The organism is Staphylococcus sp. SA22, from assembly GCF_054165785.1.
Genome location: NZ_JBSZQY010000008.1, coordinates 12379 through 37752 on the forward strand (window position 1 = coordinate 12379; position 25374 = coordinate 37752).

Below are 25374 nucleotides of genomic sequence, written 5' to 3' on the forward strand. Positions count from 1 at the left end.
TCCTTTTAATGTAGTGAATCTAAATAGCCTTGTAAAATAAATACCGCTGCCATTTTATCAATCACTTGTTTTCTTTTTTGTCTTGAAACATCTGCTTCTAATAATGATCGTTCAGCAGCCATTGTGCTTAATCTTTCATCCCACATCACAATCTCAATAGAAGGATAAGCTTTTAATAATTTTTCTTTATATGTTAACGAAGCTTCGCCTCGAAATCCTATTGAATTATTCATGTTTTTAGGTAGTCCTATTACGACTGTACCCACATTATTTTTTTTAATAATGTCTACTAATTGGTCAATACCTAATTCATTATTTTCTTCATTGATTCGGAGTGTGTCTAATCCTTGTGCCGTCCAACCCATTATATCACTAATTGCAATTCCTACCGTTCTACTACCGACATCGAGTCCTAAAATTTTATGTTGTAACATAAATTATTTATTTTGCTCTTTTAAATAGTAAGAAACAAGCTCTTCCATAATAACATCTCTATCAATATGACGAATTTGATTTCTTGCTTCATTTTGGCGTGGAATATACGCAGGGTCACCTGATAATAAATAACCTACAATTTGGTTTACGGCATTATATCCTCGTTCATCTAATGTTCGATAAACATTATTTAAAACATCTCTTACATCTTGTGTTGGAAGTTCTTCATAATCGAATTTCATTGTTTTATCAAAGTTTTCCATTTGCGACACTCCTTTAATTACAAATATAACTCACTATCATCATACAATATTATGGCTTTAAATTATAGATTTTTAATGTAATCTTTAATAAAGCTTAATGATTTTGAGATATTTTCAGGTTGTGTACCGCCACCTTGAGCCATATCTGGACGACCGCCACCTTTACCACCAACGATTGGTGCCATTTGTTTGATAAGATCACCGGCTTTAACATTATTTGTTAAAGATTTAGGGACAGTTGCAACCATCGATACTTTATCATCAACATTACTTGCAAGAATGATAATTGTATCTTGTAGTTTAGATTTAAAATCGTCCATTGTCGAGCGAATTGCTTTCGCATTTGGTACATCCACTTCAGTAACCAATACTTTATAGCCATTGATTTCTTCAACTTGATCTTCAATATTACCCATTTTAAGTGATGTGATTTCTTTGTCACGTTGCTCTAATTGTTTTAATAATGCTTTTTCTTCATCTTGCAATTGTGTTAACTTATCGACTACTTGATCATCAGATTTCACTTTCAGCTGTGATTTCATCGTATTAAATTTCTCTTGAATATCTTCTAAATATAAGAAAGCTGCTTTACCTGTTAATGCTTCAATACGACGCACACCAGCTCCTGTACCTGACTCACTTACTATTTTGAATAAGCCAATTTCAGAAGTATTGCGGACATGAATACCACCACATAATTCAATTGAAAATGGTGCCATATTTACTACACGCACAACATCACCATATTTTTCACCGAATAATGCCATTGCGCCCATTTCTTTAGCTGAAGCAATATCCATTTCTTGAATGTTAACGTCAATACCTTTCCAAATTTCTTCATTTACTAAGCGTTCAACTTGATCAATTTCCTCATTAGTCATTGGACCAAAATGAGAGAAATCAAAACGTAAACGATCTGCTTCTACTAGTGAACCAGCTTGGTTAACATGATCACCCAGTACTGATTTCAACGCTGCATGTAATAAATGTGTTGCACTATGGTTCTTTTGAATGTCACGTCGATCATTTTGGTTCACTTCAGCAGACACTGTAGCGCCAACATTTACTTGGCCAAATTGTACTACTCCTTTATGCAAGTTTTGACCATTTGGTGCTTTGGTTACTTCACTAACAGCAATTTCAAAATTGTCATTATAAACAATACCTGTATCCGCAACTTGTCCACCACTGACTGCATAAAATGGTGTTTCCGTTAACATGAAGTATACTGTTTCACCCGCTTCAACTTGTGAAACTTCTTCACCATTATATATCAAGTGTGTTAGTGTTGTTTGAGCTGTCGCAGTATCATAACCAACAAAAGTACTTGCAGATGTAATATTTTTCAATACTTCACTTTGAACTTGCATTGATTGAGAATTTTGACGTGCTTGACGTGCACGATCACGTTGTTGTTGCATTTCTGACTCGAATGTTGTCATATCAACTTTCAATCCTGCTTGCACTGCTATTTCTTCAGTTAATTCAATTGGGAACCCATACGTATCATACAATTTAAATGCATCTTTCCCATTAATTTCATTTGTTGTCACTTTAGCTTTTTTAATTAATTCATTTAAAATCGCTAAACCATCTTCTAATGTTTCATGGAATCGTTCTTCTTCAGACTTTATAACACGCTTAATGAAATCTGCTTTTTCCTTAACATTTGGATAATATGGTTCCATAATGTCTGCAACAATATCAACAAGTTTGTACATAAATGGCTCATTGATTCCTAACGTTTGACTAAAACGAACGGCACGACGTAACAATCGACGTAATACATATCCTCTACCTTCATTGGCAGGTAATGCACCATCAGAAATTGCAAATGCAATCGTACGAATGTGGTCAGCAATTACTTTAAATGCCACATCTTGTTCGTTGTTTACTAAATATTGTTTACCTGATACTTTTTCGATTTCATTCATTATAGGCATAAATAAATCTGTTTCATAGTTAGTACGTACATTTTGAGAAACTGAGGCCATACGCTCAAGCCCCATGCCGGTATCAATGTTTTTATTAGGTAATGGTGTGTAACTATGATCTTTATTATGATTGAATTCACTAAATACTAAGTTCCATACTTCAAGATAGCGTTCATTTTCTCCACCTGGATACATTTCTTCTGCCGGATCGTCTTGTCCATATGCTTCTCCGCGATCATAGAAAATCTCAGTGTTCGGTCCTGAAGGCCCTTCACCAATATCCCAGAAGTTACCTTCAATGCGAATAATACGACTTTCTTCAAGCCCAATATCTTTATGCCAAATGTTGTATGCTTCCATATCTTCCGGATGAATCGTAACGTACAATTTATCTGGCTCCATACCCATCCATTTATCACTCGTTAAAAATTCCCAAGCAAATTCAATCGCTTCTTGTTTAAAGTAATCACCAATTGAGAAGTTACCTAACATTTCAAAGAATGTATGGTGACGCGCTGTGAAACCAACATTTTCAATATCATTTGTACGGATAGCTTTTTGAGAGTTTACAATTCTTGGCTTTTTAGGTGTTTCACGTCCATCAAAATATTTCTTTAATGTTGCTACACCTGAATTAATCCATAATAATGTATCATCATCAATTGGCACTAATGGTGCAGAAGGTTCAACCATATGTCCTTTTTCAACAAAGAAATCTAGATATTTTTGTCTAATTTCACTCGCATTTAACTTTTTCATCATTTACACATCCTATTTACTGTTTTTAAATTACCATTCCATAAAAATTGATGACACAGATAGTCGATTTGAAAAACTAGTATAAATCAATATCATTTTTTATTATTAAAAAATAAAAAACGCCCATCCTCAAAAGGGACGAACGTTATCGCGGTACCACCCTAGTTATAAATGTAATTCAACACATTTATCACTTTAAATCGACTATACAGTTGTGCATAAAGTAGCGTTCACTAATGTTTGTTGTACTTTTCACCAACCAGTACATCTCTGATAAACAAATCATTAACTACTCATCTTTATACGAATTTAATTCTATTTTAGTTACATTTACGCTTGTTGTCAACGTTCTATAAAGTCATACGGCGTGATTTCTCCCATATTAATCATTGGGTCAATTTTAAACATTGTAGCTTCCGTTAATACATTTGTATCTGTTTTTGTTGAATCAGACGTAACTTCTTCACTAGCATTCGATGACATTGGAACTTCTACTTGATCATCTATTGTCGTTTGTGAAGCTCCTGTATCATTAGTAGCTGTGTTTTCCAGCATTTCTTCATCTTCTGAATTAAAATAATTTTTCAACAATGTACATAATTGTGTTAAACGCGCTTGACCATTTGTTTTCAATCCAATATCAAATGCTTCCGGATCACCAAGTAAAACTAAACTCGTTTTCGCTCTGGTTAAACCAGTATATAATATCGGTCTTTGTAACATTCTAAAATACTGTTTAACAATAGGCATGATAACAATAGGAAATTCTGAACCTTGTGATTTATGGATTGATGTACAATATGCATGCGTTAATTCCATCATATCTTGTTTTGTAAATGTAATTTCATTACCTTCAAAATCCACAACAAGTACATCTTTATTAAGGGCATTTTCTTTCGCCCCAAAAATACCAACAATAACTCCTATGTCACCATTAAATATGTTATCATTTGGCCTATTAACAAGTTGTAATACTTTGTCACCTTTTCTAAAGACTACATCACCAAACTCAATTTCTCGTGTGTCTTTCTTTTTAGGGTTTAAAATATCTTGTAAAACTTGATTTAAACGTTTAATACCGGCATTTCCTTTATACATTGGTGCAAGCACTTGAATATCAGCCATAGTATACCCTTTATTAACAGCACTAGTAACTACCTTCTCAACTACTGTTGGTATTTGGTTTGCCTGACAGTTAATAAAACTTCTATCATGAAAACGCTGTGTAATATCAATTTTCTGACCCAATTTCATTCGATGTGCTAATTCTATAATGCTTGAACCATCTTGTTGACGATATACTTCAGTCAGATTAACTCGTGGTATAGCTTTCGATTCAATTAAATCTTTAAATACTTGACCAGGACCTACAGAAGGCAATTGATCCTCATCACCTACAAATATCAATTGCGCATCTAAAGGAACTGCACTTAAAAATTGGTGGAACAACCAAGTATCTACCATAGACATCTCATCAATGATTATGAGTCGTGCGTTTATTTCATTTTCTAATATATCCTCTGGCTTTGTGTCTTGATTCCAACCTATTAAACGATGAATCGTCATTGCTTCTAATCCAGTTGACTCTTGTAGTCTTTTGGATGCTCTTCCTGTTGGCGCTGCTAATACAACTGGATAATCATCATTGACATAATCATCATAATCTAATGATAAGCCATGAATCTCAGCATATAATTCTACAATGCCTTTAATTACTGTCGTCTTTCCTGTTCCCGGCCCACCGGTTAATAGCATCACCTTAGAATTGATAGCCGTTTGCAAAGCTTCTTTTTGTGAAGCTGCATAGTTCACTTGATTCGCATCTTCTATTTCGCCAATATGCATTTGTAAATCTGACTGTTCAATTTCCGTAAGTTTATTTGTATGCGTCTTTATTCTGAATAAGTTTTGAACACTTTTGATTTCAGAATAATACAAACTTGGAATTGCAACTTGTTCATTGTCAATAATTAGTCGTTTTTCCTCATTTAAGTATTGCAACATTTCGTCTAATTTTTCAGGTTCGATGACTTCTTCATCTTGATAATTTAATACATCAACCGTTAAATCTATAACAACATTTATAGGCAAATATGTATGTCCCTGTTTAATACATTCTTCTTCTAACGTATAGAGCAACGCAGCTTTTAATCGTTCATTATCGTTATAAGCGATACCAATATTTCTAGCAAGTTGATCTGCTTTATTAAAACCAATACCTTTAATATCATAAATCAATTGATAGGGATTTCGATCTAAAATAGTCAGTGTATCACCGAGATAAAACTGATAAATTGCCATTGAAAGTTTAGGACCAAACCCTAAATCATGTAAACGAATCATTATTCTTTCAGATTCTTGATTTGCTGAAATTTGTTCTGCAATTTGTTTCTGTTTCTTTTTAGATAATCCCGAAACTTTTTCTAGCACTGAATGGTCATCTAATATATCATTTATCGCATTATCACCTAATGTATTAACAATATTTTGAGCTGTCTTTTTACCTACACCTTTAAACAAATCACTTGATAAATAACTTATAATTGCTTCTTTCGTTTGTGGCATTTCTTTTTCAAAAGTCTCTGCTTTTAATTGTTTACCATAACGTGGATGATCAACAACTTGACCTTTAAATGTGTAGACATCGCCTTCAACAATATTCGGAAGAAACCCTACAACAGTTGGCATTGTATCAAAGTCTTCATTTGTTTCAATAGTATCTACTTTAAGCACTGTATAAAAATTATCACTGTTTTGAAACAATATCGCTTCAACAGTACCTTTGATCATTGAATAATCAAATAGTGTAGGGTCTGACATGTTACTCCTCCTCTTTCATTTTAGTGAATGTTTTCAGCGCATGCTGACTTAATAAGTGTTTAGGGTCGATAGTCACAGCTTCTTTAAAATGAGTTATTGCTTCATCAATATCTTCATTTTTCATAAATAACGCTAAGCCTAAATTGTATCTTGCATCAACATGATTTTTATCAATCGTTAATACATGTTTAAGTTGTGTTATGGCTTCATTAAACATTTCTAATTGACATAATACAAGACCATATTGAAATTGAACTTCTGTATCTTTGTCTTTATCTAGTTCCGCTGCAGTCATTAAATACGGCAATGCCAGCTTAAATGATTCTAACTGATTAAACGCCATACCAATCATATAATTACAATCAACTTGTTCAATCTCTGTTTGTAATGCTTGTTGATATAATTTAATAGCTTCTTGATAACGTTGCTGATTATAATATACATTTGCTAGATTATAAAATACGACGCCATTCTTCGGATCTATTGTTAAAGCTTTTTGGAAAAAACGCTCTGCCTTTTCAATCTCATTCGCATCAGCAAGTACGATACCGGCATTAATATAATTTTCAATAATTGTAGGATCCTCTTCGATATTTCCGAACAATGCTTGTAACGCTTCTTCTATTTTTCCATTTTGTATGTATTGATAAATTGTTTGTTGATCTATCATTTACGAACCTCATTTCTCATCAATTATAACATCTTGATAAATTGTATGTCTCGAATCACTTAACAACGAATAAAATATAATCTAATATCATCTTCATTCATGAAAAAGCGGGAATGGAATAGAAATGCTAAAGAACCATTAACGGTTTATTATGTAATGGTTCTTCCGCATTAGCCACCACTATTATGTACTTAAAAATAGGAATACATAATTAGACTCATGCATAGGGAGTGGGACAGAAATGATATTTTTACAAAATTAATTTGTTTACCCCAACTTGCATTGCCTGTAGAATTTCTTTACGAAATTCTCTGTGTTGGGGCCCCATCCCCAACTCGCATTGCCTGTAGAATTTCTTTACGAAATTCTCTATGTTGGGGCCCCGCCAACTTCCATTGCCTGTTGAATTTCTTTACGAAATTCTCTGTGTTGGGGCCCCGCCAACTTCCATTGCCTGTTTAAATTGGGGTTCCAATTTCTCTATGTTGGGGCCCTGCCAATATAACATTGTAGAGCCTAGGACATTGTGATGTCCCAGACTCTATCATCATGAATTATTCTCATCAAAAACTGTCTTTCGTCATTTCCAACGCTGAAACTTCAAATAAGTAATTTATTGTTCCCATTGTTTATACAACATAATTTAATTGACCTTCATTTTTGAACACATCGTCAATTGTTGCACCACCAAGACACACATCACCTTGATAAAAAACAACTGCTTGTCCAGGTGTGATTGCTCTTACTGGCTCAGCAAAAGTAACACGCAGTGCATGGTCGTTTTCACGTTTCACAAAAACTTTCGTATCTTTTTGGCGATATCTAAATTTAGCTGTACATTCAAAACCTTGATCTAAGTCATTATCTTCTGGATTTACAAATGAATAGTCTGAAGCAATTAAGTAATCACTGTATAATGCATCGTGATGGAATCCTTGTTCTACATATAAAACATTATCTTTTAGATTTTTACCGACAACAAACCAAGGATCGCCATCTCCACCTATACCTAAACCATGTCTTTGTCCTATTGTGTAATACATCAAACCACTATGTTTACCCATTTTCTTACCATCAAGTGTTATCATATCACCCGGTTGTGCAGGTAAATATTGTGATAAAAATGTTTTAAAGTTTTTTTCGCCGATAAAACAAATGCCTGTAGAATCTTTTTTCTTAGCAGTAACAAGTCCTTGTTCTTCAGCAATTCGACGCACTTCACTCTTTTCGATGTCACCAATTGGGAACATCACTTTTGAAAGTTGTTGTTGAGATAATTGATTCAAGAAGTATGTTTGATCTTTATTATTATCTACACCACGTAACATTTCAACATGACCATCTTCATGACGATGTATGCGTGCGTAATGTCCTGTTGCTACATAATCTGCACCTAAATTCATCGCATGATCTAAAAAGGCTTTAAACTTAATTTCTTTATTACACATAACGTCTGGATTTGGAGTACGACCTTTTTTGTATTCATCTAAGAAATACGTAAAGACTTTATCCCAATATTCTTTTTCAAAATTAACAGCGTAATATGGTATGCCAATTTGATTACACACTTCAATAACATCGTTGTAATCTTCAGTTGCAGTACATACGCCATTTTCGTCAGTGTCATCCCAGTTTTTCATAAATATGCCAATGACATCATAACCTTGTTCTTTTAAGACGTGGGCTGTTACAGAACTATCTACACCGCCTGACATACCAACGACAACACGTATATCTTTATTTGACAATTATGACTCCTCCTTAAATTTAAAATATATTTTATGAATTTCAGCTACAATTGCATTAATTTCATTTTCAGTAGTCAATTCGTTAAAACTAAATCGAATCGAATGATTTGATCGCTCCTCATCTTCGAACATTGCACCTAAAACATGCGACGGTTGTGTAGAGCCTGCTGTACATGCAGATCCAGACGACACATAGATTTGTGCCATATCCAACAATGTTAACATCGTTTCAACTTCAACAAACGGAAAATATAGATTTACAATATGGCCTGTAGCATCCGTCATTGAACCATTTAATTCAAATGGAATCGATCTTTCTTGTAATTTAACTAAAAATTGTTCTTTTAAATTCATTAAATGAATATTGTTATCGTCTCGATTCTTTTCTGCTAATTGTAATGCTTTAGCCATCCCGACAATTTGTGCAAGATTTTCAGTACCTGCACGGCGTTTCAATTCTTGTTCACCGCCAAGTTGAGGATAATCTAATGTGACATGGTCTTTAACTAATAATGCACCGACACCTTTTGGTCCGCCAAACTTATGAGCAGTAATACTCATTGCGTCGATCTCAAATTCGTCAAACTTAACATCAAGATGTCCAATTGCTTGAACCGCATCAACATGGAAATATGCATTTGTCTCAGCAATAATATCTTGAATATCATAAATTTGTTGCACTGTGCCAACTTCATTATTTACAAACATAATAGATACTAAAATCGTCTTATCTGTAATTGTTTCTTCAAGTTGGTCTAAATCAATAGCACCTGTATCATCAACATCTAGATATGTTACATCAAAACCTTCTCGCTCTAATTGTTCAAAAACATGTAACACAGAATGATGTTCAATCTTCGATGTGATAATGTGATTACCCAATTGTTCATTTGCTTTTACTATGCCTTTAATTGCCGTATTATTCGATTCTGTTGCACCACTCGTAAATATAATTTCATGTGTATCCGCACCAAGTAATTGTGCAATTTGACGTCTTGACTCATCTAAATATTTACGCGCATCTCTTCCCTTAGCATGTATTGATGATGGATTACCATAATGCGAATTGTAAATCGTCATCATCGCATCTACTACTTCAGGTTTTACTGGTGTGGTCGCAGCATAATCTGCATAAATTTCCATGTTTGGACACTCCTCACAATTTTATCAATGTTCCAATAATAGCACCTTACATACTATTTTTCTACTTTTCTGTTTAACTTTATTTATAATGTTTTTAATTATATTTTACCATTTTCTACACATGCTTTTCGATAGGCTTTTTTAAGTTTATCGCTTTATTCTTGTCTTTTTTATAAATTTTAGTATTTGCAGATATTTTTTCATTTGTAAAATGTAACGTACTATTATTTTGGTTATGAGCAATTTAATATTTACCTGGTTATTCGATTGGTATACTTCTTATATCATAAAAAAGGAAGGACGATACAAAAATGGCGATTAAATATTCAGCATTAAACCTTGTCCCTATTCGAGAAGGTGAAGATGAACGAACAGCAATTAATGATATGGTTAAGCTCGCACAACATTTAGACGAATTATCATATGAAAGATATTGGATTGCTGAACACCATAACGCTCCCAACCTAGTAAGTTCAGCAACTGCTTTATTAATTCAACATACGTTAGAACATACGAAACACATACGTGTAGGTTCTGGAGGAATCATGTTACCTAACCATGCTCCATTAATCGTTGCGGAACAATTTGGCACGATGGCAACATTATTTCCAAATCGTGTCGATTTAGGATTAGGACGTGCACCTGGAACAGATATGATGACCGCAAGTGCATTAAGACGAGATCAACATGATGGTGTTTATAAATTTCCAGAAGAGGTTTCATTATTACAACAATATTTCGGCCCTGCTCACCAACAAGCATATGTTCGTGCTTATCCAGCAGTAGGTAAAAATGTGCCTTTATACATTCTTGGTTCTTCAACAGATTCTGCACATTTAGCTGCTCGCAAAGGGCTTCCATATGTGTTCGCTGGACATTTTGCACCTCAACAAATGAAAGAAGCTATCGAAATTTACAAAACGTTATTTGAACCTTCTGATGTATTAGACGAACCTTATGTTATTGTATGTTTAAATACAATCGTTGCTGAAAATGATGACGAAGCACAATATTTAGCTTCATCTATGGCACAAGTAATGGTTAGTATCACTCGTGGCAGAATGCAGCCCGTTCAACCGCCAACACATGAACTACAAAATATATTAACGCCGAGAGAATACGCGATGGCTATGGAAAGACAGAAAATATCATTAATAGGTTCAGAAAATACTGTTCAACAAAAAATTCAAGATTTTATGGAAACTTATGGTGAAGTCAACGAAATTATGGCAATAAGTTATATTTATGATAAAGATATGCAATTAGACTCTTATCGTCGGTTCAAGAATGTTATAAATCAGATAAATGAAAAAAGCACTTTATAATGTGATAAATAAACTAAGTGAAAGTATGTATCCATAATATTAATAAAAATATACAGTAACAGCATTTTGAATGAAAGATGTCTTTATTGTTCGATCATTTATTTTAGTAATGATTCAAATTCACTTAAAATTCTAATGCAAATATGAAAGCGCCCCTTCAACTTTACACTGTGTAAGTGTTTATTTGATGGGGCGCTTTCAAAATATTGAAAAGCATATCCAAAATTTAAAGAATTTTATTTCTCTTTATCTTCATTTTCTTTTTTCTCTTCGTTATTCGAACCTGTATATTCATTTATCTTATCTTTTACATTTTTAACTTGTTCATTATCGCTATTTTTAAATTTTTCTACTGCGTCTTTAGCTTTATCCATAAAACTCATATTAATCGCTCCTCTTATATTTGATTAGTTTAATTGAACTTATTTTTTAAGTTTATCAATTGCATCAGTTATTTTGTTTTTAGCATTTTCAACAACTTCTTTTGCTTTACCAGTCGCTTTATCTTGCTGACCTTCTTTTTCTAATTCTTTGTTGTCAGTAACGTTACCTACTGTTTCTTTAACATTGCCTTTAAATTGATCGAACTTACTTTCGTCTGCCATAGTGAAACCTCCTTAGATGTATATATTTATATACCACAAAGGAGGTTCGCTAAACATTATAATATGAAGTTTTTATGTTATAGTATAGTATTTATACGATTAAATATAAAACATGTATCCGTCTAAATCTTCACTTGTATCTACATATTCCGCTAAATATTTCAATGTTGTATTATCTAAAACATCTCTCACTGCATCTCTCATGCGAATCCATAGTTGTTTTTGCGCAGGTGGTTCTGATTCAATACTTTCAACAAATGTAATTGGACCTTCTAACAGTCTTATAATATCCCCTGCTGAGATTTCTTCCGCTGGTACTCTTAATTGGTATCCACCTTTAGCACCGCGTACACTTCGAATTAACCCCGCATTTCTTAAAGGACCTACAAGCTGTTCTAAATATAAATCACTCAAATTATTTTCTTCAGCAATTGACTTTAATGATATACATCCTTGCCCCTCTTTTTTAGCAAGAGAAATCATCAATGTAAGTCCATATCTCCCTTTAGTAGAAATTTTCATTGTATAACCTCACTTAATTCGAATATTGATATTCCCATTTTAGCATTTTTTGAGTTAAGATAGTATAAGAAAGGTGTGACAAATGTGAGTACAGAACCATTAGCATCGAGAATGCGCCCAAAAAATATAGATGAAATCATTTCCCAACAACATTTAGTTGGACCAAGAGGCATTATCAGAAGAATGGTTGATACAAAAAAATTAACTTCAATGATTTTTTATGGTCCACCTGGTATAGGCAAAACAAGTATTGCCAAAGCAATTTCGGGCAGTACGCAATATAAATTCAGACAATTGAATGCTGTAACTAACACTAAAAAAGATATGCAACTTGTTGTTGAAGAAGCTAAAATGTCTGGTCAAGTTATCTTGTTATTAGATGAAATACATCGACTAGATAAAGCTAAACAAGACTTTTTATTACCTCATTTAGAAAATGGCAAAATCGTCTTGATCGGTGCTACAACTTCAAATCCTTATCATGCTATCAATCCAGCGATTCGTTCAAGAGCGCAAATTTTTGAGTTATATCCTTTAAATGATGAAGATGTGCGTCAAGCGTTAACTCGTGCAATAGAGGATGAAGAGAATGGTTTAAAAACATATCAACCCAAAATTGATGAAGATGCCATGGCCTACTTTTCTACACAAAGTCAAGGTGATGTTCGTAGTGCGTTAAATGCATTGGAATTAGCTGTATTAAGCGCAGATAATGACAAAGACGGTTATCGACATGTTACATTGCAAGATGCTAAAGACTGTTTACAAAAAGGTGCATTTGTAAGTGATAAAGATGGTGACATGCATTACGATGTTATGAGCGCTTTCCAAAAATCTATCCGTGGTAGCGACGTCAATGCCGCTTTACATTATTTAGCACGATTAATTGAAGCTGGAGATTTACCTACAATAGTTCGACGATTACTTGTAATTAGCTATGAGGATATAGGCTTAGCCTCACCTAATGCTGGTCAGAGAACACTTGCTGCTATTGAATCAGCAGAACGTCTAGGTTTACCAGAAGCTAGAATTCCACTAAGCCAAGCAGTAATCGAACTATGCTTATCACCTAAGTCAAATTCAGCAATGAGTGCCATTGATAGTGCATTGTCCGATATTAGAAACGGTCATGTGGGCCAAATTCCAAACCATTTAAAAGATGGACATTATCAAGGTGCTAAAGATCTAGGCCGATCTATTGGTTACAAATATCCACACCAATATGTTAATGGCTATGTTTCACAGCAATATTTACCTGATAAACTAAAAAACAAAATTTATTATGAACCAAAAACGACATCTAAAAGTGAACAACAACTCAAAGAAATATATAACAACTTACTTAAACAAAGGCCGTAAAAATAAGATTAAATCGATTACCTTTGATATTTTAGCTATAATCAAATCAAAACTGACTAGTACACGAGGCATATTCTACTATGCTTGCGAACTAGTCAGTTTTAGTTTTATGGTGTGGTTACACTTGCCTTACGTTGAAAATTATCCCTTTCAAAAATTAATTATTGCCCTTTGTCTTTAATGCGACGAACTGGAATATCTTTTAATACGTCATTCACCACATAACTTGCACAAATTAATCCAACAACACTTGGCACAAAGGCATTTGAAGAAGGTGGCATTTGTCCTTTTCGATTGATAGCATTTTTATCTCCAACTATATCTTTTACATCTTCTCTTATGACAATTGGGCTTTCATCTGAAAATACAACTGGAATCCCTTTACGAATTCCTAGTTTTTTCAATTTTTGACGAATAATTTTGGCCATTGGATCGGTATGTGTTTTAGAGATATCTGAAATTGTAAAACGTGTTGGATCTGTTTTATTTGCAGCACCCATACTGGAAATCACTTTAATCCCTCGGTCAAGACACTCTTTCATTAAGTGTACTTTGTACATTATTGTATCACTTGCATCTACAAAATAATCTATATCGTAATTATCGAAAATTTCTTCATATGTCTCTTCTGTATAAAACATATGTAAAGGCGTGACTTTACAATCTGGATTAATTAATTTAATACGTTCTTCCATCAAAGAAACTTTACTTTGTCCTACCGTTGTAGTTAAAGCGTGTAATTGTCTGTTTACATTTGTAATATCAACATCATCTTTATCTATTAATATAATATGACCAATATTCGTTCTTGCTAATGCTTCAGCAGCAAATGAACCAACACCTCCAACACCAAGTATGACAACAGTTTGTTGCTTCAATAAATCTAAACCTTGTTGTCCAATCGCTAGTTCATTTCTTGAAAATTGATGTTTCATTATTTTACCTCTTTCACTGATTTATACATAATTACATAGTAACTTAAAATTTTATGTTTAGCATTATTGCTTTGATTATTTTCCCAAAATTCAACGAGGAAACAATTATTAAACGCTATTAAACCCAACTAATTCTTTATTAAAAACTTAAAGAAAAGCATAAAAATACGCAAGACAAAGTCTTGCGTATCGATAGAGTCCGTATTGCCGTAGTTATAATAGCTTGATCATTCGGCCTGTTATATACAGGTGGGTGCCCTGTTTCTTGTTTTGTACGTCCTTCATATAAGGCGTGTACGCTGCAAGAAAACCCATTGGGCTCCCTTGATCAAAGAGTGTTAGGCCCAAATTAAAAAGCAAACTTACGAACAACTCAGATGACTATCTTATGATGTTATATTACCACATAATTAAAATTAATGAAATTATAACAAACCAAAGTTTATTGATTTTTTAAAATTTAGTGACGAATTCGCAAAGAAAGTTCTTCTAATTGTTTATCAGAAACTTCACCAGGCGCATTCGTTAATAAACATGTAGCAGATGCTGTTTTAGGGAATGCAATTGTATCTCTCAAGTTTGTTCTATTAGTCAATAACATGACTAATCGGTCTAATCCTAATGCAATACCGCCATGAGGTGGTGCACCATATTTAAATGCATCTAGTAAGAAGCCGAATTGTTCCTGTGCTTGTTCTTTAGTAAATCCAAGAACTTCGAACATTTTTTCTTGTAACTCACCGTCATGAATTCTGATTGAACCGCCACCTAATTCATAACCATTTAATACTATGTCATAAGCATTTGCCTCAGCTTCTTCTGGCGCAGTGCCAAGCTTAGCAATATCGGCTTCTTTTGGAGATGTAAATGGATGATGTGCTGCAACGTAACGTTTCGCATCTTCATCATATTCTAATAATGGCCAATCTGTCACCCATAAGAAGTTTAATTTTGTTTCATCGATTAAACCTAATTCTTTAGCTAATTTGACACGTAATGCACCTAAACTTTGTGCAACGACATTTGGTTTGTCTGCAACAAACATTACTAAGTCACCAGCTTCAGCACCAGTTAATGTAAGTAATGTTTCAACATTTTCTGCTTCAAAGAAACGTCCAATTGGACCTGTCAAACCATCTTCCACAACTTTAACCCATGCTAATCCTTTAGCACCATAGATGTTTACAAATTCTGTTAAAGCATCCATATCTTTACGTGTATATTGTTCAGCTGCACCTTTAGCGACAATTGCTTTAATTTCACCATCATTTTCAACAGTATCTTTAAATACTTTAAAGTCCATATCACGTCCTAATTGAGAAACGTCAATTAATTCCATTTCAAAACGCGTATCTGGTTTATCAGAACCATAGCGACGCATCGCTTCTTTATATGTCATGCGTGGGAAAGCGCCATTAATTTCAACGCCTTTAACTTCTTTAACAACTTTTTTAAGCATTTCTTCACCCATTTGCATCACATCTTCTTGATCTACAAAACTCATTTCAATATCGACTTGTGTGAATTCAGGTTGACGATCTGCACGTAAATCTTCGTCACGGAAGCATTTTACGATTTGGTAGTATTTGTCAAATCCACTAATCATCAATAATTGCTTAAATAATTGTGGCGATTGTGGTAATGCATAAAATTCACCATCATGGACACGAGATGGTACTAAATAGTCACGTGCACCCTCAGGTGTTGACTTCGTTAGTACTGGTGTTTCGATGTCAAAGAACCCTTCATCATCCAAATATCGACGAATAGAACGAGTAATTTGATGTCTCATTTTAAATGTTTGCGCTAACTCTTGACGACGTAAATCTAAATAACGGTATTTTAATCGAATATTTTCATCAACGTTAACATTTTCTTCATTTATAGAAAATGGTGGTGTCTCAGATTTATTAATCACTTTAATATTTGTAACTTGTACTTCAACTTGGCCAGTTTTAATTTTAGGGTTAACTGTTTCAGGGTCACGCTTCGTAACTGTACCTTGAACTTCTACAACATATTCAGAACGTACTGTTTCAGCAATTTTCAATGCCTCTTCTGAAAATGCAGGATTAAACACGACTTGTACAATTCCTTCTCTATCTCTTAAATCAACGAAAATCAATCCACCAAGGTCACGACGATTGTTAACCCATCCTTTTAATGTAATTTCTTGTCCTAAAAATGCTTCAGTAACTAATCCACAATAAGTTGTTCTCTTACTCATATTTTAACGCCCTCTCTACTTCTTAAAATATTCGACTAATGCGTCTAATTCAATTGTTTCAGATTCACCAGTTGTCATATTTTTAACATCGATTTTATTATTTTCTAATTCTTGATCACCAATAACGATTGTAAACTTGGCACCTAAACGGTCTGCTTGTTTCATTTGTCCTTTAATTTTACGCTGTAAGTAGTCTTTATCTGCTTTAATACCATTATGTCTCAAATGATTTAATAACTTCACAGCATATCGATCTGCTTGATCACCCATTGTAACAATGAATAAATCTAAGTTTTCTTCAATATCTAATTCGATACCTTCTTCTTCAAGTGCAAGCAATAATCGTTCTATACTTAACGCAAAACCAATACCTGTTTCGCTTGGACCATCTAGCAATTCTAATAAACCATTATAACGGCCACCACCACAAAGAGTTGTAATGGCACCATCATAGTTTGGGTTATCCATCATTAATTCAAATGCTGTATGTGTATAATAATCCAATCCACGAACTAAGTTAGGATCTTCAATATATGGAATACCTAAATCATCTAAATAAGCTTTTACTTGTTCATAATATGCCTTAGATTCCTCATTTAAGAAATCAGTGATTCTAGGTGCAGTCTTAATCGCTTCTTTATCACGGTCTACTTTACAATCCAAAATTCGCATCGGATTTGTATGCAAACGTGATTGACAATCTGAACAAAATTCATGAATTACTGGTTCAAAGTGTTTCACTAACGCTTCGTTATATTCTTTTCGAGACGCAATATCCCCTACACTATTAATAACAAGCTTTAAATGTTTTAATCCAAATGATTGATAAATATGCATAACCATAGCTAATACTTCTGCATCTACGCTAGGATTTTCAGCACCAATAGCTTCTACACCAAATTGTTTAAATTGACGATAGCGCCCTTTTTGCTTACGTTCATATCTAAACATCGGTCCATTGTAATAAAGTTTAATTGGTTGGTTTGGATTACCTTGCATTTTATGTTCAATATATGAACGCACAACTGCAGCTGTTCCCTCAGGTCTTAATGTAATACTTCTGTCGCCTTTATCTTTAAATGTATACATTTCTTTTTGTACGACATCGGTTGAATCACCAACACCTCTTGCAAAAAGATCTGTACTTTCAAAAATTGGTGTTCTTATTTCTTTATAATTATAAAATGTCATTAATTCATCTAATTGATTTTCAATGTAACGCCATTTCTTTGAATCTTCAGGTAAAATATCCTGCGTCCCTCTAGGTATTTTAATCATTTTGACATCTCCCTCGGCAAACTATTTTATTTAATTACCTTTTTAAAACTAAAACTATATACGACCACTTAACTTTGCACGATAAATCATAATTTTAAAAGCAAAAGAAAAAGCCCTTGCACAGCCTGAAACTGCACAAGGGACGAATATCCGTGTTGCCACCCTCATTGGTTTAAAAAACATGCCTAATTGTAATCATCATTACTTTTTATAAGCGTGCATTTAATAAACCCACTCAAAACGTTTAACGTACGTTTAACGGCTTTACTTTTCATAAAGCACCTCTTCTTGTGTTCAATGTATATAAACTACTCAGCATAATCTTTCAGTCTATGGATTATATTCCTACACAATCTTAATTAGATTGCTACCTATTTCATTTACCATTTCAAGAATACAAACGGTTTTAGTTATAAAATTCAATATCAATGATAACTACTTTCACATATTTTTGCAAGCCCTACGCAGAAAAATAAATTTCAAGGCCATCAACAATTGCTTGTTCTAAAATTTGTCTATGTAATTGATCTTTAATCATCGTTTCATCAGTTGGGTTACTAATATAACCTAATTCTAATAAAACAGCAGGAACTTTTGTTTGTCTTAACACTTGATAATTTTCTTGTCTTGAACCGCGATTAGAAAGTAGACCTTTCTTCTGAATCGTAGCGTCTAACGTATCTGCTAAAGCTCTTTGATTATCATGATACCAATAAACTGTCATTCCATTTGCATTAGATGATTCTAATGCATCATTATGTATACTCAAATAGGCATCGCCTTTGATATCACGATTTTCTAGTGAAACATATGTATCGTCTGTTCTTGTCATCTTAACAGTTGCGCCTTCTTTTTCTAAAGTGCGCTGCAATTCTTTTGCTGTTTTCAACGTATAATCTTTTTCTAAGCTTTTATATTTAGTATAGCTTGAAGCACCCTGGTCACTACCTCCATGACCAGGATCAAGCACTATTGTTTTACCTTGCAAAGGATTTTTCTCCTTTGTATTATCCGCGACAATATCTAAATTTGTGTGCCATCCAGCTATCCAACCTTTTTCATTACTGGATGTATCTTCAACTTCAATCCATTTACCTACTTTACCAATCTTTTTAAAATGGTCACCTTTCTCAACTTTGTAAATGACTGGATACGCAGCGTTTGGACCTGTACGTAATTCAGCATTTTCAGTTATCGTAATGTTCCCACTATCTTCACTATTGCTATTCAGCAATAAAAATAAAAAGATGATAAATAAGACAAAGGCAATCACTACTATTAGAGTACGTTTATTTTTAAGACCCTTTTTAGATAACCATGCCTCTATTTTTTTCATTGAATTTTGCCGTCCTGACTTTCATAAATAATAGTGACTGGACCATCATTATTTATGTTAACATTCATGTGTGTTCCAAATTCACCTGTTTTCACAGTAAGACCATACGCTCGTAGCGCATCATTAAAATACTCATATATTTTTACTGCTTGATCAGGATTTTTAGAATTTGAGAAACCTGGACGGTTACCTTTTTTTACATCTGCATAGAGAGTAAATTGTGAAACTGATAGTATTTCACCATTCATTTGTTGGATATTAAAGTTTAATTTATTATTGTCATCTTCAAATAATCTTGCATTAGCAATTTTCTTTGCAATTACATCTGCATCTTGCTCTGTAGAGTCCTGACCGATACCGACTAATAAACAATATCCTTTTTTGATTTGATTATTTAATGTATCATTCGTCACCGATGCTTCTTTAACTCTTTGTACAACTACTTTCATATTTTGCACCTCTAGTTCCAAACTCTTGTTACTGTATAAACATCACCAAGTTGTTTGATCTTTTCTACCACACGATAAACATCATTCACGTTTTTCACCATGACACTAATATTTATTATTGCATTTTTATCAATATCTGAACGTCCTGAAACTTTAATTAAATTGCCGGCTGTCGAGCTAACAGCTTGTAGTACTTCATTCAACAAGCCATTTCGGTCATACGCAGTTACCTCTAAATCAACCTGGTATTTTTGAGTTGCGTCTTTTGATTTTACCCATTCAACATTAATTAGTCGTTCAGTTTCGTTCTTAATATTTGGGCAATCAGTGCGATGTACTTTAATACCGTGACCTTTGGTGATATAACCTACAATATCATCACCTGGTATAGGATTACAACATTTTGACAACTTGATAAGCACATTTTCTAAACCTTCTACATAGACACCACTATCAGTAATGATGTTGTCTTTAATAGGCAATGATTTCGTAACTTCTTGTGCTTCATTTAAAGCACGTTGTTTATCTAAAATACGTTGTCTCTCAGTTAATTTATTAACAATCTGCAAGGATGTCACGCCGCCAAATCCTACAGCTGCGAATAAATCATCTTCATTTGCAAAGTTATATTTTTCATTAACAACCTGAATATTTTTCTCTGTCAAAATATCTTCGACTCTAAATCCTTGCTCTTTTATTTCAGCTTCAACCATCATTCGGCCTTTTTCAATATTAGATGAACGATCTTGTTTTTTGAAGAAACTTTTAATTTTACCTTTGGCACTAGACGATTTAACAATTTTCAACCAATCACGACTTGGTCCATATGAATGTTTACTAGTACGTATTTCAACAATATCGCCTGTTTGTAAAACATAGTCAATTGGTACAATTTTGCCATTCACCTTGGCACCAATCATCTTATTACCTACTTCACTGTGAATCGCATAAGCAAAATCAATCGGCACAGCACCATATGGCAACTCAATAACATCACTCGCTGGGGTAAATGCGTATACTTTGTCACTCTGTAAGTCATATTTTAAGGTTTCCATAAATTCTTGAGCGTCAGACGATGTATGATCCGCTTCAGCTAATTCTTTTAACCAATTTAACTTATTTTGATAAGTTTGATCTTTTTCACTTACTTTTTTACCTTCTTTGTAAGCCCAGTGTGCTGCAACACCATGTTCAGCAATTTCGTGCATATCAAACGTTCGTATTTGGATTTCGAGCGGGTCTCCATTTGGACCTACTACTGTAGTATGCAATGACTGATACAAATTTTGTTTAGGCATTGCAATATAATCTTTAAAACGTCCTGGCATCGGTTTCCATAACGTATGCACCAACCCAAGTATCGCATAACAATCATTAATAGAATTGACAATAACACGTATCGCCAACAAATCAAAAATTTGATCAAATTGCTTTTTCTGCTTCATCATTTTCCGATAAATACTGTAAATATGTTTAGGTCTACCATTTATATCGCCTTCAATATTCATTCGGTCCATTTCAGTACGTATTCTATCAATAGCTGTTTCGATATACGCTTCACGTTCACTACGTTTCTTCTTCATTAAATTGACTATTCTAAAATATTGTACATTATCAATATAACGAAGAGCCGTATCTTCTAGTTCCCATTTGATTGTATTAATACCAAGACGATGTGCTAAAGGTGCATAAATTTCTAATGTTTCTCGAGAAATTCTAATTTGTTTTTCGCGCGGCATGGCTTTCAAGGTACGCATATTATGTAATCTGTCTGCTAATTTCACCAAAATTACGCGTACATCTTTGGCAATCGCAATAAATAACTTGCGATGATTTTCAGCTTGCTGTTCTTCTTTTGAGCGGTATTTTACTTTTTTAAGCTTCGTCACACCATCAACAATTCGAGCAACTTCTTCATTGAACATTTCTTTTACATCTTCAAATGTATACGGTGTATCTTCAATTACATCATGCAAAAAACCTGCGACAATCGTTGGTCCGTCTAATCGCATTTCTGTTAAAATACCTGCAACTTGTATAGGATGCATAATGTATGGTAATCCGTTTTTTCGGAACTGACCTTTATGTGCTTCATAAGCAATATGATAGCTTTTTAAAACATACTCATATTCATCTGCTGACAAATATGATTTTGCTTTGTGAAGAACTTCGTCTGCACTATATGGATATTCGTTGTTCATTATATGATACACCCCATTCATATTTATTACTTCGCCTTAAACAATGATTTAGGTACTCTTGTTGAATAGTATTTGTCCCACACCAATCATACGTCCGTCGACGATAAATATTTATCCTGTCGTCATTAATCGTAATATTAATTTTACTTGAGCGAGTTTAATTTGTATACTATTCCTACTTTTAAAACTTTTACAAAAATTCGACCTAAATCTACTGTTTCATTTTTTAAATATTAGTTCTATGATACTACAATTTATGAAATAAATAAACGATGTTATTAAGGTATAATGCTCAATCATCTAACATTTTCAGTAAATAAAAAATCCTAACATCTCAGTTAAGAAAACTTAAACAACTTTTTTAATTAAGTCATTCGTTCTTATACATTTGATGAAGGATTTCATTTGATAAAATTATATTATTTTTTATTCGTCGTAAGAGATTAAACTCATAACATCGTAATCTTTAATTTTTTCAATACCATTTAAATATTTCAATTCAATTATAAATGCAATACCTACTACGATACCGCCTAATTTTTCGACTAATTTTATTGCTGCTTCAATCGTACCACCAGTAGCTAATAAATCATCTGTAATTAACACACGTTGACCTGGTTTAATTGCATCTTTGTGCATTGTTAAAACATTTGTACCATATTCTAGGTCATACTCATAACGAATGACTTCACGAGGTAATTTCCCTTCTTTTCTAACAGGTGCAAAGCCAATCCCCATTGAATAAGCTACAGGACAGCCAATGATAAAGCCACGCGCTTCAGGTCCTACAACGATATCAACATCTCTGTCTTTTGCGTATTCTACAATTTTATTTGTTGCATAGCCATATGCTTCACCATTATCCATAATTGTAGTAATATCCTTGAAACTAACACCTGGTTTCGGCCAATCTTGAACTTCTGATACGTATTGCTTTAAATCCATTAATATTTCCTCCTAAATTGCTCACGACAATTGTGACTTTATCCAATTTTTTATTTCTGAAAAATCTTGATATAATAATTGCTTTTCAACATCCATACGTTGTTGTCTTAATTGATACACTTTGCTGGAATCAATCGATCTTTTATCAGGTTGTTGATTGATTCGAATTAAACCATCTTCTTGTGTTACAAAATTTAAGTCTAAGAAAACTTTCAACATGAATTTAAGTGTATCTGGTTTCACACTTAAATGTTGACACAATAACATACCCTCTTTCTGGATATTTGTTTCTTGTTTAGTTATTAATGCTTTATAACACTTTTTAAAAACATCCATATTAGGTATACCATCGAAGTAAATCGAATGATTATGTTGCAAAACTATATAAAGTTGAGAAAATTGCAGTTGTTGCAGGGAATTAGACAAATCTTCCATCGACGTAGGTAAATCTCTTAATACTACTTTATCAGTTTGTTGTTTAATTTCTTCACCATAATAATATTCATTCGCATTTACTTTATCACTTTTAGGATGAATAAGCACGACAATATTTTCATCATTTTCTGTAAAAGGTAAACTTTTTCGTTTACTTCTATAATCTAATATTTGCTGTTCATTCATCGCAATATCTTGAATAATTAATTGCGGTGATTGATTACCATTCCATTCGTTGATTTGAACAGATCCTAATATATTAATTGGCTGTTCATCTTGCAACTCAGGTTCTAAGTGTCCATTTTGCCAAAATAGTGCGGCGATATTACTTTCACCAAGCGTCAATTTTAGATGATTTTTTTGTTGACCTATCGCCTTAACTGAAGAAACTGATAAATCATCCATTTCAAAAATAGGTCTAGAAAAATCTGTTCCGAAGGGTCTTAAACGATTCATATCACGAATATTTTTAATCGTTATATCATTTTCTGTTAATAATACATCTACCGGCTTTACGGGATCTAACGAAGTTGTTTTAGATAATTCTTTCATCCATTTATTTAAACCTTCAGCTAACGATTCTATATTATCAATATCCATCGTCATACCTGCTGCCATATGATGGCCGCCAAATTTAGCGATTAACTCTTGGTGTGCTGATAGTATTTCAAACATCGACACTTGATCAATTGATCTGGCGGAACCTTTTGCATGATTTTGCTCCCTATCAATATTTAAAATTAATGTTGGCAAAGCAAATGTTTCGACAATTTTCGAAGCAACAATACCTAAGACACCTTCATGCCAATTTTCTTTTGCTAAAAGTAAAAATAAATCTCCATTTTTAACTTTCATTTCTGCCATTGCCATTGCTTCTTCTGTGATAGTTGCTACAATATCTTTTCTTTCACGGTTAAAATGTTCAACTTGTTCTGCTAAAAATGCAGCTTCTTCTTCGTCGTCAGTCATCAACAATTCGCAAGCTAATGATGCGTCATCTAAACGACCTACAGCATTAAGTCTAGGTCCAATAATAAAACCAATTGTTTCTTCATCAATATTGTCATTGTATCCCGCTTCTTTTAGCAATGCTTTAACAGAGGTCGGACATTGATCATTTAAGACTTTTAATCCTTGTTTCACTAATGATCGATTTTCATCAGTTAAGGATACTAAATCCGCAATGGTACCTATCGCAACTAATGCTTTAAAATAATCAGGTACATTTTCAATCAATGCTTGTGCTAATTTGTACGCAACACCTGCACCACACAATTGTTGGAACGGATAATTAAACGATGGATGCATTGGATGTACGATTGCATATGCTTCTGGTAATGTACTACCAATTTCATGATGATCAGTTACAATGACATCAACTCCTAAATCTTGAACCATCTTAATTTCATTATGACCTTGTATGCCATTATCAACAGTTATGATTAATGTTATGCCTTCATCATGAGCATTTCTAAATGCTAGTTCGTTTGGTCCATATCCTTCGGTAAAGCGGTTAGGAATATGCCATCCTACTTGTGCACCTAAAAGTTGTAATGTTGTCACTAAAATTGTAGTTGAGGTAACACCGTCGGCATCGTAATCACCATAAACTAGGATTTTCTCATCATTCGCTATTGCTCTTTTAATTCTTTCAATAGTCTTAGTCATATCGCTCAATTGCAGTGAATCATGATTGATATCTGTATCTGAAATGATGGATTCAATTGCTTGTTCATCAATAATCGATTTACTTTCTAATATTTTTTTTACGATTGGCGTTAACTTTAATTTTGATGTTAATTCATCACTTATGTATTCAGTTGGTTTATTTAATTTCCACTTATACTTCGGTTTAATCATATATATTTACGCCTCATTTCCAAAAGACATTATATCTAAAATTACTTTAAATAAAAAGCACTTATCTAAATAATCAAGACTTTAATTATACCATTTTTTAAAAATGAATGCGGGAACTTATTTAT

At 33.4% G+C, this 25374-nt stretch carries 21 protein-coding genes, 1 other RNA gene and 1 other annotated feature; of the genes, 2 read left to right on the top strand and 20 right to left on the bottom strand.

Features of this window, described 5'->3' with window-relative positions:
• Window positions 1-5 precede the first annotated feature (5 nt).
• The 7 genes from ruvX to ACXQH5_RS08365 form a co-directional block, all read right to left on the bottom strand.
• Window positions 6-434 (bottom strand): Holliday junction resolvase RuvX, encoded by a 429-nt coding sequence (gene ruvX, locus ACXQH5_RS08335; RefSeq protein ID WP_000939062.1) that lies wholly within the window; start codon window positions 432-434, stop codon window positions 6-8.
• A 3-nt stretch (window positions 435-437) separates the two neighbouring features.
• Complete coding sequence (locus tag ACXQH5_RS08340; protein ID WP_000426912.1) at window positions 438-698, bottom strand: IreB family regulatory phosphoprotein; 261 nt, start codon at window positions 696-698, stop codon at window positions 438-440.
• A gap of 62 nt (window positions 699-760) precedes the next feature.
• Window positions 761-3391: an alanine--tRNA ligase gene (gene alaS, locus ACXQH5_RS08345; protein ID WP_000735809.1), complete on the bottom strand. Its 2631-nt coding sequence runs from the start codon at window positions 3389-3391 to the stop codon at window positions 761-763.
• 131 nt (window positions 3392-3522) lie between these two features.
• Window positions 3523-3700, bottom strand: a binding site (T-box leader).
• A gap of 33 nt (window positions 3701-3733) precedes the next feature.
• Window positions 3734-6211, bottom strand: coding sequence for an SF1B family DNA helicase RecD2 (gene recD2 / locus ACXQH5_RS08350; RefSeq protein ID WP_001283328.1), 2478 nt, complete (start codon window positions 6209-6211; stop codon window positions 3734-3736).
• A 1-nt stretch (window position 6212) separates the two neighbouring features.
• On the bottom strand, window positions 6213-6881 hold the full coding sequence (locus tag ACXQH5_RS08355) for a tetratricopeptide repeat protein (protein ID WP_000567020.1): 669 nt from the start codon (window positions 6879-6881) through the stop codon (window positions 6213-6215).
• Between the two features lie 629 nt (window positions 6882-7510).
• Entirely contained in the window at window positions 7511-8629 is a 1119-nt protein-coding gene (gene mnmA / locus ACXQH5_RS08360; protein WP_000066097.1) for a tRNA 2-thiouridine(34) synthase MnmA, read from the bottom strand.
• Window positions 8630-9772, bottom strand: coding sequence for a cysteine desulfurase family protein (locus tag ACXQH5_RS08365; protein ID WP_000409170.1), 1143 nt, complete (start codon window positions 9770-9772; stop codon window positions 8630-8632).
• Window positions 9773-10083: 311 nt separating this feature from the next.
• Here ACXQH5_RS08365 and ACXQH5_RS08370 point away from each other — a divergent pair, with 311 nt between their 5' ends.
• On the top strand, window positions 10084-11097 hold the full coding sequence (locus ACXQH5_RS08370) for an LLM class flavin-dependent oxidoreductase (protein WP_000985896.1): 1014 nt from the start codon (window positions 10084-10086) through the stop codon (window positions 11095-11097).
• Window positions 11098-11333: 236 nt separating this feature from the next.
• Here the strand turns inward: ACXQH5_RS08370 and ACXQH5_RS08375 are convergent, their stop codons facing one another.
• The 3 genes from ACXQH5_RS08375 to cymR form a co-directional block, all read right to left on the bottom strand.
• Window positions 11334-11480 (bottom strand): SAS049 family protein, encoded by a 147-nt coding sequence (locus ACXQH5_RS08375; protein ID WP_000009238.1) that lies wholly within the window; start codon window positions 11478-11480, stop codon window positions 11334-11336.
• 39 nt (window positions 11481-11519) lie between these two features.
• Window positions 11520-11702, bottom strand: a complete 183-nt coding sequence (locus ACXQH5_RS08380; protein ID WP_000752909.1) for a CsbD family protein — start codon at window positions 11700-11702, stop codon at window positions 11520-11522.
• Between the two features lie 99 nt (window positions 11703-11801).
• Window positions 11802-12224 carry a cysteine metabolism transcriptional regulator CymR gene (gene cymR, locus ACXQH5_RS08385; protein WP_000704122.1) on the bottom strand — a complete coding sequence of 141 codons (423 nt, stop codon included), beginning with the start codon at window positions 12222-12224 and terminating at the stop codon, window positions 11802-11804.
• Window positions 12225-12308: 84 nt separating this feature from the next.
• On the opposite strand from cymR, the gene ACXQH5_RS08390 reads away from it, so the two are divergent.
• Window positions 12309-13583 (top strand): replication-associated recombination protein A, encoded by a 1275-nt coding sequence (locus ACXQH5_RS08390; protein ID WP_000102738.1) that lies wholly within the window; start codon window positions 12309-12311, stop codon window positions 13581-13583.
• 161 nt (window positions 13584-13744) lie between these two features.
• On the opposite strand, the gene ACXQH5_RS08395 is transcribed toward ACXQH5_RS08390, so the two are convergent.
• The 10 genes from ACXQH5_RS08395 to recJ form a co-directional block, all read right to left on the bottom strand.
• Window positions 13745-14518 (bottom strand): tRNA threonylcarbamoyladenosine dehydratase, encoded by a 774-nt coding sequence (locus ACXQH5_RS08395; RefSeq protein ID WP_000682646.1) that lies wholly within the window; start codon window positions 14516-14518, stop codon window positions 13745-13747.
• On the bottom strand, window positions 14518-14646 hold the full coding sequence (locus tag ACXQH5_RS08400) for a hypothetical protein (RefSeq protein WP_031845039.1): 129 nt from the start codon (window positions 14644-14646) through the stop codon (window positions 14518-14520). The genes ACXQH5_RS08395 and ACXQH5_RS08400 overlap by 1 nt, the downstream gene beginning before the upstream one ends.
• 64 nt (window positions 14647-14710) lie before the next feature.
• A non-coding RNA gene (gene ssrS / locus ACXQH5_RS08405) (6S RNA) lies at window positions 14711-14901 on the bottom strand.
• 77 nt (window positions 14902-14978) lie between these two features.
• The gene (aspS, locus tag ACXQH5_RS08410; protein WP_000044807.1) at window positions 14979-16745 is read right to left on the bottom strand and encodes an aspartate--tRNA ligase; all 1767 of its coding nucleotides are present in this window, start codon (window positions 16743-16745) and stop codon (window positions 14979-14981) included.
• A gap of 15 nt (window positions 16746-16760) precedes the next feature.
• Window positions 16761-18023, bottom strand: coding sequence for a histidine--tRNA ligase (gene hisS, locus ACXQH5_RS08415; RefSeq protein ID WP_000590822.1), 1263 nt, complete (start codon window positions 18021-18023; stop codon window positions 16761-16763).
• Between the two features lie 460 nt (window positions 18024-18483).
• Window positions 18484-19359: an N-acetylmuramoyl-L-alanine amidase gene (locus tag ACXQH5_RS08420; RefSeq protein WP_234720444.1), complete on the bottom strand. Its 876-nt coding sequence runs from the start codon at window positions 19357-19359 to the stop codon at window positions 18484-18486.
• Entirely contained in the window at window positions 19356-19808 is a 453-nt protein-coding gene (dtd, locus tag ACXQH5_RS08425; protein ID WP_000869979.1) for a D-aminoacyl-tRNA deacylase, read from the bottom strand. The genes ACXQH5_RS08420 and dtd overlap by 4 nt, the downstream gene beginning before the upstream one ends.
• A gap of 11 nt (window positions 19809-19819) precedes the next feature.
• The gene (locus ACXQH5_RS08430; RefSeq protein ID WP_001058593.1) at window positions 19820-22009 is read right to left on the bottom strand and encodes a RelA/SpoT family protein; all 2190 of its coding nucleotides are present in this window, start codon (window positions 22007-22009) and stop codon (window positions 19820-19822) included.
• Between the two features lie 426 nt (window positions 22010-22435).
• A complete protein-coding gene (locus ACXQH5_RS08435) occupies window positions 22436-22954 on the bottom strand; it encodes an adenine phosphoribosyltransferase (RefSeq protein WP_000364543.1) in 519 nt (172 codons plus the stop codon).
• Window positions 22955-22975: 21 nt separating this feature from the next.
• A complete protein-coding gene (gene recJ / locus ACXQH5_RS08440; protein WP_000594983.1) occupies window positions 22976-25249 on the bottom strand; it encodes a single-stranded-DNA-specific exonuclease RecJ in 2274 nt (757 codons plus the stop codon).
• Window positions 25250-25374: the final 125 nt, after the last annotated feature.

Coding starts and splice junctions, on each gene's coding strand:
- ruvX (WP_000939062.1), bottom strand. CDS start 434: ATGTTACAACATAAAATTTTAGGACTCGATGTCGGTAGTAGAACGGTA.
- ACXQH5_RS08340 (WP_000426912.1), bottom strand. CDS start 698: ATGGAAAACTTTGATAAAACAATGAAATTCGATTATGAAGAACTTCCA.
- alaS (WP_000735809.1), bottom strand. CDS start 3,391: ATGAAAAAGTTAAATGCGAGTGAAATTAGACAAAAATATCTAGATTTC.
- recD2 (WP_001283328.1), bottom strand. CDS start 6,211: ATGTCAGACCCTACACTATTTGATTATTCAATGATCAAAGGTACTGTT.
- ACXQH5_RS08355 (WP_000567020.1), bottom strand. CDS start 6,881: ATGATAGATCAACAAACAATTTATCAATACATACAAAATGGAAAAATA.
- ACXQH5_RS08365 (WP_000409170.1), bottom strand. CDS start 9,772: ATGGAAATTTATGCAGATTATGCTGCGACCACACCAGTAAAACCTGAA.
- ACXQH5_RS08370 (WP_000985896.1), top strand. CDS start 10,084: ATGGCGATTAAATATTCAGCATTAAACCTTGTCCCTATTCGAGAAGGT.
- ACXQH5_RS08375 (WP_000009238.1), bottom strand. CDS start 11,480: ATGAGTTTTATGGATAAAGCTAAAGACGCAGTAGAAAAATTTAAAAAT.
- ACXQH5_RS08380 (WP_000752909.1), bottom strand. CDS start 11,702: ATGGCAGACGAAAGTAAGTTCGATCAATTTAAAGGCAATGTTAAAGAA.
- cymR (WP_000704122.1), bottom strand. CDS start 12,224: ATGAAAATTTCTACTAAAGGGAGATATGGACTTACATTGATGATTTCT.
- ACXQH5_RS08395 (WP_000682646.1), bottom strand. CDS start 14,518: ATGAAACATCAATTTTCAAGAAATGAACTAGCGATTGGACAACAAGGT.
- aspS (WP_000044807.1), bottom strand. CDS start 16,745: ATGAGTAAGAGAACAACTTATTGTGGATTAGTTACTGAAGCATTTTTA.
- hisS (WP_000590822.1), bottom strand. CDS start 18,023: ATGATTAAAATACCTAGAGGGACGCAGGATATTTTACCTGAAGATTCA.
- ACXQH5_RS08420 (WP_234720444.1), bottom strand. CDS start 19,359: ATGAAAAAAATAGAGGCATGGTTATCTAAAAAGGGTCTTAAAAATAAA.
- dtd (WP_000869979.1), bottom strand. CDS start 19,808: ATGAAAGTAGTTGTACAAAGAGTTAAAGAAGCATCGGTGACGAATGAT.
- ACXQH5_RS08430 (WP_001058593.1), bottom strand. CDS start 22,009: ATGAACAACGAATATCCATATAGTGCAGACGAAGTTCTTCACAAAGCA.
- ACXQH5_RS08435 (WP_000364543.1), bottom strand. CDS start 22,954: ATGGATTTAAAGCAATACGTATCAGAAGTTCAAGATTGGCCGAAACCA.
- recJ (WP_000594983.1), bottom strand. CDS start 25,249: ATGATTAAACCGAAGTATAAGTGGAAATTAAATAAACCAACTGAATAC.